This window comes from Achromobacter seleniivolatilans, from assembly GCF_030864005.1.
GTDB classification, from domain to species: Bacteria; Pseudomonadota; Gammaproteobacteria; order Burkholderiales; family Burkholderiaceae_B; genus Achromobacter; species Achromobacter seleniivolatilans.
Window position 1 is genome coordinate 6,615,403 of the sequence record NZ_CP132976.1, and the last position, 13,424, is coordinate 6,628,826.

Below are 13,424 nucleotides of genomic sequence, written 5' to 3' on the forward strand. Positions count from 1 at the left end.
GTCCACTCTTATCGGTTGTTTTTTGTAGCTGGAATCAAGAATGCTTGATTCCGCGTAGAAGCTAACTCATAGCGCTGCTTGCAGTGTTATGAGTTGGGTTTTACTCAACAGCTATATCGTTCTTTAACAATCTGGAAGAAGCACAACGAAATGTACTTATTAAGTACTCAGCGCAAGCTGAAGAAAATAAGTACGGGTTGTGATTGCATTATTTTTGTTCCAAGTTCTCAAGACTGGGGTGAATAACCTCAGACTGCTTTGAAACTTATGAACGGCACAAACGCTAATACTCAGGTCCTATAGCCTACAGCGTTATAGGATCAAGCGACTAAGTGCATATGGTGGATGCCTTGGCGATCACAGGCGATGAAGGACGTAGTAGCCTGCGAAAAGCTACGGGGAGCTGGCAAACAAGCTTTGATCCGTAGATATCCGAATGGGGAAACCCACTGCAGCAATGCAGTATCCCTAGCTGAATACATAGGCTAGTGGAAGCGAACCGGGTGAACTGAAACATCTCAGTAGCTCGAGGAAAAGAAATCAACCGAGATTCCGAAAGTAGTGGCGAGCGAAATCGGAAGAGCCTTTACGTTTTAGCATGCAAGATAATCGAAGGGGATGGAAAGCCCCGCCGTAGCAGGTGATAGCCCTGTAGATGAAATTTTGTGTGTGGAACTAAGCGTAAGATAAGTAGGGCGGGACACGTGAAATCCTGTTTGAAGATGGGGGGACCATCCTCCAAGGCTAAATACTCGTGATCGACCGATAGTGAACCAGTACCGTGAGGGAAAGGCGAAAAGAACCCCGGAAGGGGAGTGAAATAGATCCTGAAACCGTATGCATACAAACAGTAGGAGCCTCCTTGTGGGGTGACTGCGTACCTTTTGTATAATGGGTCAGCGACTTACATTCAGTGGCAAGGTTAACCGAATAGGGAAGCCGTAGCGAAAGCGAGTCCGAATAGGGCGATTCAGTCGCTGGGTGTAGACCCGAAACCAGATGATCTATCCATGGCCAGGTTGAAGGCACGGTAACACGTGCTGGAGGACCGAACCCACTAATGTTGAAAAATTAGGGGATGAGCTGTGGATAGGGGTGAAAGGCTAAACAAATCTGGAAATAGCTGGTTCTCTCCGAAAACTATTTAGGTAGTGCCTCAAGTATTACTGCAGGGGGTAGAGCACTGTTATAGCTAGGGGGTCATGGCGACTTACCAAACTATGGCAAACTCCGAATACCTGCAAGTACAGCTTGGGAGACAGAGCACCGGGTGCTAACGTCCGGACTCAAGAGGGAAACAACCCAGACCGCCAGCTAAGGTCCCGAATTATCGCTAAGTGGGAAACGAAGTGGGAAGGCATAGACAGTCAGGAGGTTGGCTTAGAAGCAGCCATCCTTTAAAGAAAGCGTAATAGCTCACTGATCGAGTCGTCCTGCGCGGAAGATGTAACGGGGCTAAGCGATAAACCGAAGCTGCGGGTGTGCACTTTTAGTGCACGCGGTAGGAGAGCGTTCTGTAAGCCTGCGAAGGTGGCTTGTAAAGGCTGCTGGAGGTATCAGAAGTGCGAATGCTGACATGAGTAGCGATAAAGGGGGTGAAAAGCCCCCTCGCCGTAAGTCCAAGGTTTCCTGCGCAACGTTCATCGGCGCAGGGTGAGTCGGCCCCTAAGGCGAGGCAGAGATGCGTAGCTGATGGGAAACTGGTTAATATTCCAGTACCGTCGTACAGTGCGATGGGGGGACGGATCGCGGAAGATCATCAGGGTGTTGGATGTCCCTGTTGCTGCATCGAAGATGGCGCTTAGGCAAATCCGGGCGCGTAAATCAAGGGTGTGACACGAGCGAGCATTGCTTGCGAAGTGATTGGAAGTGGTTCCAAGAAAAGCCTCTAAGCTTCAGCTGTACGAGACCGTACCGCAAACCGACACAGGTGGACGGGATGAATATTCCAAGGCGCTTGAGAGAACTCAGGAGAAGGAACTCGGCAAATTGATACCGTAACTTCGGGAGAAGGTATACCCCGGTAGTGTGAAGCGCCTGCGCGCTTAGCATGATGGGGTCGCAGAGAATCGGTGGCTGCGACTGTTTATTAAAAACACAGCACTCTGCAAAGACGAAAGTCGACGTATAGGGTGTGACGCCTGCCCGGTGCCGGAAGGTTAAGTGATGGGGTGCAAGCTCTTGATCGAAGCCCCGGTAAACGGCGGCCGTAACTATAACGGTCCTAAGGTAGCGAAATTCCTTGTCGGGTAAGTTCCGACCTGCACGAATGGCGTAACGATGGCCACACTGTCTCCTCCTGAGACTCAGCGAAGTTGAAGTGTTTGTGATGATGCAATCTACCCGCGGCTAGACGGAAAGACCCCATGAACCTTTACTGTAGCTTTGCATTGATCTGTGAACCGGCCTGTGTAGGATAGGTGGGAGGCTTTGAAGCGTGGTCGCTAGATCACGTGGAGCCAACCTTGAAATACCACCCTGGTTTGTTTGCGGTTCTAACCTTGGTCCGTTATCCGGATCGGGGACAGTGCATGGTGGGCAGTTTGACTGGGGCGGTCTCCTCCCAAAGTGTAACGGAGGAGTTCGAAGGTACGCTAGGTACGGTCGGAAATCGTGCTGATAGTGCAATGGCATAAGCGTGCTTGACTGTGAGACTGACAAGTCGAACAGGTGCGAAAGCAGGACATAGTGATCCGGTGGTTCTGAATGGAAGGGCCATCGCTCAACGGATAAAAGGTACTCTGGGGATAACAGGCTGATACCGCCCAAGAGTTCATATCGACGGCGGTGTTTGGCACCTCGATGTCGGCTCATCTCATCCTGGGGCTGTAGCCGGTCCCAAGGGTATGGCTGTTCGCCATTTAAAGAGGTACGTGAGCTGGGTTTAAAACGTCGTGAGACAGTTTGGTCCCTATCTGCCGTGGGCGTTGGATACTTGACGGAGCCTGCTCCTAGTACGAGAGGACCGGAGTGGACGTACCTCTGGTGTACCGGTTGTCATGCCAATGGCATTGCCGGGTAGCTAAGTACGGAAGAGATAACCGCTGAAGGCATCTAAGCGGGAAACTCGTCTGAAGATTAGGTATCCCGGGGACTTGATCCCCCTAAAGAGTCGTTCGAGACCAGGACGTTGATAGGTCAGGTGTGGAAGCGCAGTAATGCGTTAAGCTAACTGATACTAATTGCTCGTGAGGCTTGATCCTATAACACTGATGGTTATTGACCTGGTGATATAGCGTTCCAAGTGTCGTTCAATACAAAATCTGACTGCACCGTCGGCAGTCAGCCAACAATTACACCCCCCTGTGCATGATCATCGAGCTAGCCTCTGATCATCCACACGTTGTGTTTCTTCCAAGATTGGAGCAGTTGCCTAACCGCAGCCGCTCAACCAGTTACGCCTGACGACCATAGCAAGGTGGTACCACTCCTTCCCATCCCGAACAGGACAGTGAAACGCCTTCGCGCCGATGATAGTGGACGGACGTCTGTGAAAGTAGGTCATCGTCAGGCTTTTATTCCGCAAAACCCCACAGGTAATCCTGTGGGGTTTTGTCTTTGGGGCGCGGGTTTTACCTGCGTTATGTATTGGCCGCGCGATGCGCGGTATGAATATCGATACCCCATGTAGAAAACCCCTCGCAGCTGACGCTGCGAGGGGTTTTTTATTGGTCGTTATGTTTAGGCCGGTGGGTAGCTATCGTCTCGTCTCATCGGGATTGTTCAAAAAGCGAAAAGACTAGCCAGATCGGCTAAGGCAATTGGCGTCGCAATGCCGCGAACAACAGTTCGGACTGCAAACGTTCACTTTGAATTTGGCCAGCAACTTTGGCGGCAATTGCGGGATCAGCGGGTTTTAGTGGACGGCCTGTCGATTGCGCCAACACTTGAGCGGTACACGCGCGCTCCAGAAAGAACAGATCGTCGTAGGCATAGTCCAGGCGTTCACCGCAAACGACAACGCCGTGATTGCCGAGAAAAACGATGTCTGCACCTTGCATGGCGTGCGCGATGCGCTCGCCTTCGCTGATATCCAGCGCCAAGCCGTTGTAATCCTGATCGATGGCAAGCCGCCCATGAAACCGCATCGCGTTTTGCGAAAGGGTGGTGTCTAGCGCTCGGTCAGACGTCAGCGTCAGTGCGGTGGCGTAAGGCATGTGCGTATGCAGCACACAGGCCTTGCCGGCGATTCGATGGATGGCCGCATGGATAAACATGGCTGTGGGTTCGACTTCGTGGCGGCCGGCGAGTTTGTTGCCATTGGCGTCGATCAGCACAATGTCGTCTGCTTGGACCTCATTCCACATCAGGCCGCGCGGATTGAGCAGAAAGTGGTCTGGGTCACCGGGTAAGGCCACGCTGAAATGGTTGCACACGCCTTCACCCAAGCCATGGGCAGCTGCTGCCCGCAAGGCAAGCGCCAGGTCAGCGCGTAACGCTGCGACGGGTTCAGCGCGAAAGAGTGCGTCAGCAAAATGCGGGTCTTGATTCATGGCTACCTTTATGGGGTTACACAGCGACAAGGGCGAAACCACTGCTCGTCATAGCCAGCCGGCATTACGGAACAGGTCAGGTACGCGATCCAAAGTCGGTACGGTAGCGTCCGGGCGGTAGTCAGGCAAGAGCTTGCGGCCGGTACCGCGGTCGATCCATATGCAACGAAACCCGATTTCTCGGGCGGCAGCATGGTCCAGATGCGGGCTTGCGCAGATATGCACGACCTCGTCCGGCGTAACGCCCAAGCTATCGTGGGCGTGGGCAAATATCTTGCGCGACGGTTTATACGCACCCGCTTGCTCAGCCGTGATGACGCGATCGATATGGCCTCCGAGTTGCGCTACGTTGCCCGCGATGATGGCGTCGTCGGTGTTGGAAATGATGCAGAGACGAAAACCCGCTTGTTTTAACGCGGCAAGTGTTGTGACAACTTCTGGAAAGGGCGGCATGGCAGAAATGCTGCTCGTCAATATTTCGGCATCTTCCGGACGATAGGGCAGGTTCAGGTCCTGCGTAGTCAGGCGCAGCGACTCGCGAGTCACGTCTGCGAAGCGCTTGTGGGGAGGCGTGCGTTCCAGCCGATGTTCATGTTCGTCGTAAACATGCAGGAATTGCGCGGGCGTGGGCGCATTCCCGTCAAGGGCGTTGGTATGCAGCAGTTTCGCGACAGCCGCTTGCAACCCCTCGTCCCACTGGATAAGGGTGCCGTAGCAATCGAAGGTCAGCCATTGGGGACGGGGAAGTTGGTTCAAAGGCATGCTGGATTCCGGTAGATGTGGGAGCCGAACAGAATCAGCTTAGGGTTCTGACACATGAGTTGTAAAATTAATAATTGAACTCTTCTCAGTTGATTTGTGAATATCTAAACCATGCTGGATCTTGAATTGCTTAGAACCCTGGTTTGTGTCGTGGACGAAGGCAGCTTCACGCGGGCGGCCAGCCGTGTGCATCGCACGCAATCGACGGTAAGCCAACAGGTGCGCAAACTGGAACAGACCGTGGGCAAAACGCTGCTGCTGCGAGACCGCACGGGCAGCAATGTGTCGCCGACCGAAGACGGCAATCTGATGTTGGTCTATGCGCGCCGTTTGCTGGCGATTGCGGATGAAGCCGAGCACGTGTTGTCGGCGCCCAGGGCCACGCGGGTCTTAAGACTGGGCATTCCTGAAGATTTCGACGTGTCGCGGCTGACGGTGCTGTTGGCTGGATTTGCTGCCGGACATGCCGAGGTCAGGCTGGAAACGGCCAGCGGTATGAGCTCGGATTTGCGAGCCAAGTTGGCGTCCGGGGATTTGGATCTGGCGTTGATCAAGCGTGAACCCGGGGATGGGCCTAGTCTGGCAGCATGGCCAGAACGCCTGGTGTGGGTGGGCGGCAGGCAGCGCTTGGCGCAAGGCGGGTCGGTGCCTCTGGTACTGTTTCCTCAAGGGTGCATCTACCGCAAGCGGATGATCTATGCGCTGGAAAGCGCTGGACGGGCATGGCACGTGGCTTATCACAGCCAGAGTCTGGCGGGTGTGCAGGCGGCGGTGGCCGCTGGTTTGGGCGTGAGTCTGTTGCCTGTTTTTGCGCGCTTGGACACGCATGCGCTGCTTGCCGCGGACGAGGGTTTTGCGGCGGTGCCGCCGACCGAGTTGGCGATAGTCGGTAATCCGCGTGGCGTATCTGATGTGGAACAGCATCTGGTGTCAGCCCTGCGCCAGGCGATCGAAAGCGACGTGCAGAGTTTGACGAGCTGACCGCTCCAGATCCAACGCCTGCCAACGCCACGCGGTTCTGAGCTGAACTGCGCAGAATCGGCGCAGTTCAGCTCAAATCACCATCCACGTAATACCACTGCCCATCTTCACGGACGAAGCGGCTGGTTTCATGCATGCGATGAGCGCGGCCGGCTTGGCGGCTGCGCGCGACGAACTCCACGGTGGCGTGGTCCGCGTCCTGGCTGCGGGCTTGCTTGATAGCAAGTCCAAGCCACTTCAGGTCAGGCGGGTTGGGTTCCAAGGACGACGGGCGCGTGCTGGCGTGCCAAGTGGCCAGCAGATAAGGAAGCTTGTCCATGACGAACGCGCTGTAGCGGGAACGCATCAGGGCTTCGGCGGTAGGCGCCAGCATGGCCTCGGGGCCATCATGCCAACGGCCGCAACATGCGGAGTACTTCGCGCCGCCGCACGGGCATGGCAGGGCTGGGGTGGAGGATGTCTTGGTCAAGATAAAGGCGTTGCAGGTTGTTCAGGCTAGCAGGTCGTTGTAGTCGGGATGGCGGCGCATGTAGACCTCGGCATAGGAACACAAGGGGCGTACCTTCCAGCCATTGGCGCGCGCCGTATCCAACGCGAATTTGGTGAGTTCGGCCGCGATGCCACGTCCGCCTACCTGGCTGGGTACGCCCGTGTGCACGATCGCCATGATGTTGTCTTGCAGCTGGTAGTCCAGCACACACAGCACGCCATCGACGATGGCGGTGAAGCGGGAGCGTTCGATGTCCTGCGTGACGAGCGTCATGAAGCGGATTTCCTGGTTAGGCCGGGTGGCGTGACCCGGTGTCTGTGGTGCAAGGATAACAGCGGCTCGCGATGGCAGGCGGCGTCCGCAAACGTTCCGGCACTCTGCGTTAGCGATGTTCAGCGCCGAGCGTGACGAAGATCCCATCGACTTCTTTCAGTCGTGGGCCGCCCGGGATCATCAGGATGGACACGTCCGCAGGAAGTTTCTGCGCCAACTGATTCAGCCGGCCAATAACCACGTCGTGGAGCGAACTGCGATCGCTCTCTGCATGGATGGTGAGGCTGAGCGCCACTTGCTGCCAGTCGTTCCAGGGTTCGGGGTATTGCCGGTAAGCGACCTCTGTCCACATTGCCGGGTCGGCGACACGGCCGTCCGGCAGTTTGAGCGATGTGTCTGACCTTTCGCTCAAGGCAGTACGCGACGCTTTCGGGTAGAACCAAGAAGCAGCAATGCCGATCCCTTGGAGCGGTTGAGCAGAGACGCCCAGCTTTTGATCTAGAGCCTTCAAGGCCTGATCCAATGTCAGGCCTGCATCACGCAGCCGAGCCGGATCGATCGTGACCCAAAGCTGGATGGGCGCTGGCACATTGCTCCAGACCTGCGTGACGAACCGGTCGTCGCCGACCCCGGGCCCGATTGTGCCGTCGGCCAGTTGAACGACCTCTGGCTTGCTTAGGCGTGGACTGGCGACAAGCAGATAGAGGTCGCCGTCGGGCAATGCACCCCATACGAGGGAGGGTGGGCGTATCGGTTCGGCAGGCGACACCTGCGCAACGCTTGCCGGCAAAGCCGCCAAAAGGGCGAGACAGGCGAGCAGCTTGCGGCGCGCAAGCTGCGGGCGGTTGAGCCACGGCATGTATTGCATCCTAGACAACAGAGGGAAGAATCAACCCGCTACGGCTTAGCGCTGCAAGGCCTTGAGTAAAGCGGTGAGTTGCGCATCCCGAGTTTCTACGAGGTCGGCGATGTTGCGCTCGCCTGCTGCGGCGTTGACGCCATCGATCAGGCGTTGTTGAAGTTCGGGCGTGACGTCGGGTGCACCCAGATCGTCCCACCAGGTTTGCACCGGGTCCAGCAGATGATCCATGAAGTTCGCCAAACCGCCTGCGCCGCCTCCTAGATTGAAGGTCATGTGCGGGCCAAACAATGCCCAGCGCAATCCGGGACCTTGCGAGACTGCCGCATCAATGTCGGCCACGCTTGCAACATTTTCCGCAGCCAGGTGAATGGCCTCCCGCCACAAAGCGGCCTGCAAGCGGTTGGCGATATGGCCAGGGACTTCTTTGTTCAACCGGATGGGGTATTTGCCCATCGCCTGGTAGAAGGCAATGCAGCGGTCGATCGTGTCGGCCGATGTTTGATTGCCGCCGACCACTTCCACCAAGGGGATCAGGTGAGGCGGGTTGAAGGGGTGGCCAATGACAAATCGCGCTGCATGCTGGCAGCGGGATTGCAGGCGGCTCATGATGAGTCCCGACGAACTGGAGGCGACAATGACGTGCGGCGGCAGAATCGCATCCATGCGGGCGAACAGATCGATCTTGAAATCTTCGCGCTCAGGGGCGTTTTCTTGCACAAAGTCCACGCCCTCCAGCGCGGCGGCCAAGTCGGGCTCAAAGCGCAAGGTGTCGGCAGATGCGCCATCGGCTACGCGGCCCAGCTCGGCCAGGACCGGCCAGGCGGCCTTTACGCGGGCGCGGGTCTGCGATTCAGCATCGGCTGCGGGGTCGCTCACGACGACTTCGAGCCCATGGGCCAGGAATAGCGCGGCCCAACTGGCGCCGATGGTCCCGGCGCCTACGATGGCGACGCGACGGATAGGCTGGGCGGGCGTAACGGTGCTGGACATGCGGCTCTCCGATAGGTGGATGGGCCACATTGTGAAGCAAACGCACGAAGCTTGTCATGCAAGGCCCAGGGCGCTGCCAGCAATTTCAAGTGTTGCGTGCGCGGCGCAGGTGCTTCCAGACCAACACTACTGCCAGTAGATAACTCGCCGCAATGATGCTGTAAGCAGCTGGCAGTGTCGTGTGCCAGTCAGGCAGCACATGCAGAATCGTGCCCATCAGCGCCACTCCCACCAGCGCGCCGGATTGGCGATTGGCGTTCAATGCGGCGGCTGCGCTATTGGCGTGATGCTTGCCGGACACCTGCATGACGACACTGGTCATTGCGGGCACGGCGATGCCTACCCCTAAATTCGATAGCGCAACGGCGATGGCGAACGGCCAGTAGGCAATGCCCGGTGTGAATGCAACGATGCCGATAGCGCTCATGATGGCAGCCAGCGCCACGCCACCCAACAAGGCTGCCGAGACATTCCAGCGTGCCGATACCCGGCCCGAAATCAAGTTGCCGATTGAAAATACCGCCAGCATCGGGACCAGTTCGATCCCGGTCTGCAATGCGTCCGCGCCGCGTGCGTGTTGCAGGAAGAGGCTGAGTAGAAAGAGCTGTCCGTAGGATGCCAGATTGATCAGAAAGCCCACGGCATTTGCGGCGGCGAATTGCGTGGTTTTGAAGAGCGCGCGCGGCAGAATGGGTTCGGCGTGGCGCCGTTCGCGGCGCACCAGCAAGACAACGGCTACCGCGCTTATCGCGGCGGCGCTGGCGATAGGAGTGGAAGACCAGCCGTAGGCGTTGCCTTGGATCAGCACAAAGCACAGCGATGACAGCGCGATCACGCCTAAAAGATGGCTTAAAGGATTGAGCGCGCGCGGCCGCCGCGGCGCTGCTTGAATCCGGCGGCGTGCCAGCCATAAGCCAGCCACGCCCAGCGGGATGTTGATAAGAAAGATGCTGCGCCAGCCGAACTGGTGAATCAGCACGCCCCCCAGCAACGGACCGGATGCGCCGGCCACGGCGACGATGGCCGACCAAGCGGCCAGCATGCGGTTGCGTACCTGCTCGTCTTCATAAGCGTGGGTTAACAAGCTGAGTGAACTGGGCATGAACAAGGCGGCCCCCAGCCCCTGCAACATGCGGGCCGCGATCAGCGCGTTGCCGTCCGGTGCCAGACCGCAAAGCAGCGATGCAAACGTGAACACGGCTAAACCCGTCAGGTAGATCGTCTTGGCGCCGTAGCGGTCAGCCAGTGCGCCTGCCACCAGCAGCAACGCGGCGAATGTCAGGGTGTAGCCGTCCACAATCCAGACCAGATCGGTCAGCGGCACCGTGAATTGCAGCGCGATGCTGGGCAACGCCACGTTGACCACCGTGACGTCCAGCATGGCCATGACGAACCCGATCGCCAGGGTGATCAGCGGCAGCCAGCCAGTGACCGGTTTGGTGTCCAGCGCGGGGGCGGGGACTTGAGGGCAGGCGGTACTCATAGCGTTGATGATGTCTGTTGATGCTTTCCGAAGGGAGAAGCTTAGGGTTTTTCATCGATGCAAAAAAGCCAAATAAATGCTTTGCAGTCATGCAAAAATGCATCGATATGCAGGGTATGCGCAGGGGAAAAACATCATGGATTGGGACAACGCCAGAATATTTCTAGCTATTTATAGGGTCGGTACATTGCGTGGCGCGGCAGCGTTGCTGCAAATTGACCAGGCCACGGCCGGACGCCGCCTGGCGGCGCTGGAGTCATCTCTGGATGCGCGCTTGTTCTTGCGCACGCCAGGGGGCTACGTGCCCACAGCGGCTGGTGAACTGGCGTTTGCCGCGGCCGAACGCATGGAGCAGGCGGCTGACCAGTTGCAGCGGCAGATGCAAGGGCTGGATCATCGCTTGTCCGGCGTGGTGCGCGTGGCAACCTCGGAGACCGTGGCCAGTTACTTCATCATGGAGGCGATCCGCCGGTTGCATCTTCAGCATCCCGATATCCGAATCGATTTGTCTACATCCATTCAGATCAGCAACCTGACGCGGCGCGAAGCTGACCTGGCGATACGCAATGTCAAACCTGACAATCCCGATTTGATCCAAAGGCATCTGGCACGCAAAGAAGTGGGCTTGTATGCGTCGCGGTCCTATCTAGCTGCGCATGGCGAACCGCGGCCTGGAACTGCATTTGCGGGGCATACGCTGGTGACGTATCAGCAAGCGGTATTGCCCGGGTGGTCCGATACGTTCTGCGGCGAGCCAACAGGAAACGGCCGGGTCGCGATTGAATTGAATTCCGGAGTGATGATTATTGAAGCGGTGGCGGCCGGCTTGGGCATTGGAGAAATTCCCACGCATATGGCGCCGAGTTATCCGGACCTGGTACGCATCTGGCCCAGCCGCAGCGAAGATTACGATCTATGGCTGGTCATGCATGGCGATCTGAATCGCACAGCGCGCGTGCGGGCCGTGGCCGATGCGATCATCGACGTGTTTGAAGCGGACAAGTAGCAGAGCCAGCGCGGGCATTGCGGGCGCTACTGCGGTAATCCGTGGCTTGTGGGCTGGCGCAACTGGCGCTAAGGTTTGTCTGCCCGCCAACACCATGTCCACAGGAGCGACGCGTGTCCGATATTTGGCGTTTGTCCGCAGTTGAGCTTGCCTCCCGTATTCGCAATCGTGAAGTTTCCGCCGTCGACGCCGCTCGCAGTGCGTTGAGCCGGTTAAATGCCGTGAACCCCACGCTGAATGCGGTAATTGATCATCGTCCCGAAGATGTGCTGGCGCAGGCCGCCGATGTCGATGCGGCCCTGGCCCGCGGCGACGCGCTGGGCCCACTGGCGGGCGTGCCCGTTACGGTCAAGGTAAACGTGGATCAGGCCGGTTATGCCACAACAAACGGCGTGAACCTGCAAAAGGACCTGATCGCCACGGCCAACAGTCCTGTCGTAGACAATCTGCGCCGCGCTGGCGCCGTTATTCTGGGGCGCACCAATACGCCCGCTTTTTCGCTGCGCTGGTTTACTGGCAACGCCCTGCATGGTGATACGCTGAACCCTCGTAATCCGTCCCTTACGCCCGGCGGATCGTCGGGCGGCGCGGCCTCAGCAGTGGCGGCTGGCATTGGGCATCTGGCGCATGGCACGGACATTGCCGGGTCCATCCGGTATCCCGCGTACGCCTGCGGCGTGCATGGATTGCGGCCGTCTCTGGGCCGCGTGGCGGCGTATAACGCCGCGCTGCCCGAACGTTCGATTGGAGGCCAGCTGACGGCCGTGTCCGGCCCTTTGGGGCGGACCATTGCTGATGTGCGTCTGGGGTTGGCGGTATTGGCGGCGGCAGATCCGCGTGATCCGTGGTGGGTGCCTGCCCCGCTGGTTGGTCCTGATGCACCGCGCCGGGCGGCGTTATGCGTAAATCCCGATGGCATGGAAACCGAGCCGGGTGTTGTCAAAGCCTTGCTGGAAGCGGCGCGGCGTCTGGCAGACGCGGGTTGGACAGTAGACACGCTAGATGCCATCCCGCCCATGCAGGAAGCCGCCGACCTTCAAATCCGCATGTGGATGGCCGACGGGTATGACGCCATGCTGGCGGCTGCTGAAAAAGAAGGCGATCAAGGGGCGTTGGTGGCGTTGCGCGGTCAACGCGACAAAGCGGCGGGTGCAGATCTGAGCAATTTTTCCGCTGCGCTGACACGGCGCGCGACATTGACGCGGTTGTGGGAGCTGTTCTTTGCCGAATATCCGGTACTGCTGTTGCCGGTATCAGCTGAGTTGCCCTTTCCGGACAAGCTCGATTTGCAAGGCGACGCCGCGTATGCGCGCGTATGGCGTGCGCAGATGACGCAGATTGGCGTGCCGTTCATGGGCTTGCCAGCCCTGTCGGTCGCAATGGGCAGCGCAATGAGCAGTGTCGGCCCGAGTCCAGTCGGGGTGCAGATTGTGGCTGGGCGTTATCGCGAAGACCTGTGTTTGGCCGCTGGCGAGGTGATCGAGGCAGCAGGCCCGGCAATCAGTATTGCGGAACCCGAACTGCGTTGAATCAGGCGGCGGGCTGTGCCGCCCGCCATTCTGAACGCAGCAAACCCATCATGCCGGTGTCCCATCGAGCATCGTCCACGCGCGTGGACGATCGCCTTACGCCTTCCAGCGTAAAACCCAGCGCCTGATAGGTGCGGATCGCAGGTTTGTTGAACATATAGACATTGAGCTCCAGACGGTCAATGCCGGGAGTCTGGAATGCTTCATTCACCATTAGCGTCACCAATGGACGCGCCAAACCCTTGCCGCGTTCGGCAGGCGCAATGGCGACGCGACCAAGGCGGGCGTTGCCGTCGCGCCAGTCATACGCCAATTGCGCATGGCCGATGGGCGTATCGCCACGGCAAACCATCCAACAGCGGCGGCTGGGCGGTGATGTCTGTCCTTCGGCCAGCATTGCGGACACGTCGGCTTGACTCAGCGGGAACGACAGTTGCGAACCGCCCCATTGCACGACATCGGGCAAGCCGGAAAACCAGCTGGCCAATAGCGCAAAGTCCGTGAGTGCCAAGGGGCGCAGTGTCAGCATGGGCGGCAGCGAAGAAGGGCGTTGCG

At 58.2% G+C, this 13,424-nt stretch carries 11 protein-coding genes and 2 rRNA genes; 5 read left to right on the forward strand and 8 right to left on the reverse strand.

The annotated features are described in order from the left end of the window. The first annotated feature begins 318 nt into the window (after positions 1–318). Positions 319–3,203, forward strand: a 23S ribosomal RNA gene (locus RAS12_RS29850). A 197-nt stretch (positions 3,204–3,400) separates the two neighbouring features. Beyond that, positions 3,401–3,513 (forward strand): 5S ribosomal RNA (gene rrf, locus RAS12_RS29855). A 239-nt stretch (positions 3,514–3,752) separates the two neighbouring features. On the opposite strand, the gene RAS12_RS29860 is transcribed toward rrf, so the two are convergent. Together RAS12_RS29860 and RAS12_RS29865 are read right to left on the reverse strand one after the other, a co-directional pair. After that, entirely contained in the window at positions 3,753–4,493 is a 741-nt protein-coding gene (locus RAS12_RS29860; protein ID WP_306944131.1) for an aldolase, read from the reverse strand. 48 nt (positions 4,494–4,541) lie between these two features. Further along, the gene (locus RAS12_RS29865; RefSeq protein ID WP_306944133.1) at positions 4,542–5,255 is read right to left on the reverse strand and encodes a haloacid dehalogenase type II; all 714 of its coding nucleotides are present in this window, start codon (positions 5,253–5,255) and stop codon (positions 4,542–4,544) included. A gap of 111 nt (positions 5,256–5,366) precedes the next feature. Here RAS12_RS29865 and RAS12_RS29870 point away from each other — a divergent pair, with 111 nt between their 5' ends. Continuing rightward, positions 5,367–6,236, forward strand: a complete 870-nt coding sequence (locus RAS12_RS29870; RefSeq protein WP_306944135.1) for a LysR substrate-binding domain-containing protein — start codon at positions 5,367–5,369, stop codon at positions 6,234–6,236. 67 nt (positions 6,237–6,303) lie between these two features. On the opposite strand, the gene RAS12_RS29875 is transcribed toward RAS12_RS29870, so the two are convergent. From RAS12_RS29875 to RAS12_RS29895, 5 genes are all read right to left on the reverse strand, one after another. Beyond that, a complete protein-coding gene (locus RAS12_RS29875) occupies positions 6,304–6,705 on the reverse strand; it encodes a YchJ family protein (protein WP_306944136.1) in 402 nt (133 codons plus the stop codon). A gap of 21 nt (positions 6,706–6,726) precedes the next feature. Then, positions 6,727–6,999 carry a GNAT family N-acetyltransferase gene (locus RAS12_RS29880; protein ID WP_306944139.1) on the reverse strand — a complete coding sequence of 91 codons (273 nt, stop codon included), beginning with the start codon at positions 6,997–6,999 and terminating at the stop codon, positions 6,727–6,729. Between the two features lie 109 nt (positions 7,000–7,108). After that, positions 7,109–7,858, reverse strand: a complete 750-nt coding sequence (locus tag RAS12_RS29885) for a hypothetical protein (RefSeq protein ID WP_306944141.1) — start codon at positions 7,856–7,858, stop codon at positions 7,109–7,111. A 45-nt stretch (positions 7,859–7,903) separates the two neighbouring features. After that, positions 7,904–8,851 carry a 3-hydroxyacyl-CoA dehydrogenase NAD-binding domain-containing protein gene (locus tag RAS12_RS29890; RefSeq protein WP_306944143.1) on the reverse strand — a complete coding sequence of 316 codons (948 nt, stop codon included), beginning with the start codon at positions 8,849–8,851 and terminating at the stop codon, positions 7,904–7,906. 85 nt (positions 8,852–8,936) lie between these two features. After that, positions 8,937–10,334 (reverse strand): MFS transporter, encoded by a 1,398-nt coding sequence (locus tag RAS12_RS29895; protein WP_306944145.1) that lies wholly within the window; start codon positions 10,332–10,334, stop codon positions 8,937–8,939. A 136-nt stretch (positions 10,335–10,470) separates the two neighbouring features. Between RAS12_RS29895 and RAS12_RS29900 the strand changes: the two genes are divergently transcribed. Both RAS12_RS29900 and RAS12_RS29905 read left to right on the forward strand, forming a co-directional pair. Continuing rightward, complete coding sequence (locus RAS12_RS29900) at positions 10,471–11,340, forward strand: LysR family transcriptional regulator (RefSeq protein WP_306944148.1); 870 nt, start codon at positions 10,471–10,473, stop codon at positions 11,338–11,340. Positions 11,341–11,453: 113 nt separating this feature from the next. Then, positions 11,454–12,869 (forward strand): amidase family protein, encoded by a 1,416-nt coding sequence (locus RAS12_RS29905; protein ID WP_306944150.1) that lies wholly within the window; start codon positions 11,454–11,456, stop codon positions 12,867–12,869. A 1-nt stretch (position 12,870) separates the two neighbouring features. Here the strand turns inward: RAS12_RS29905 and RAS12_RS29910 are convergent, their stop codons facing one another. Further along, complete coding sequence (locus RAS12_RS29910) at positions 12,871–13,398, reverse strand: GNAT family N-acetyltransferase (protein ID WP_306944152.1); 528 nt, start codon at positions 13,396–13,398, stop codon at positions 12,871–12,873. Between the last annotated feature and the right edge of the window lie 26 nt (positions 13,399–13,424).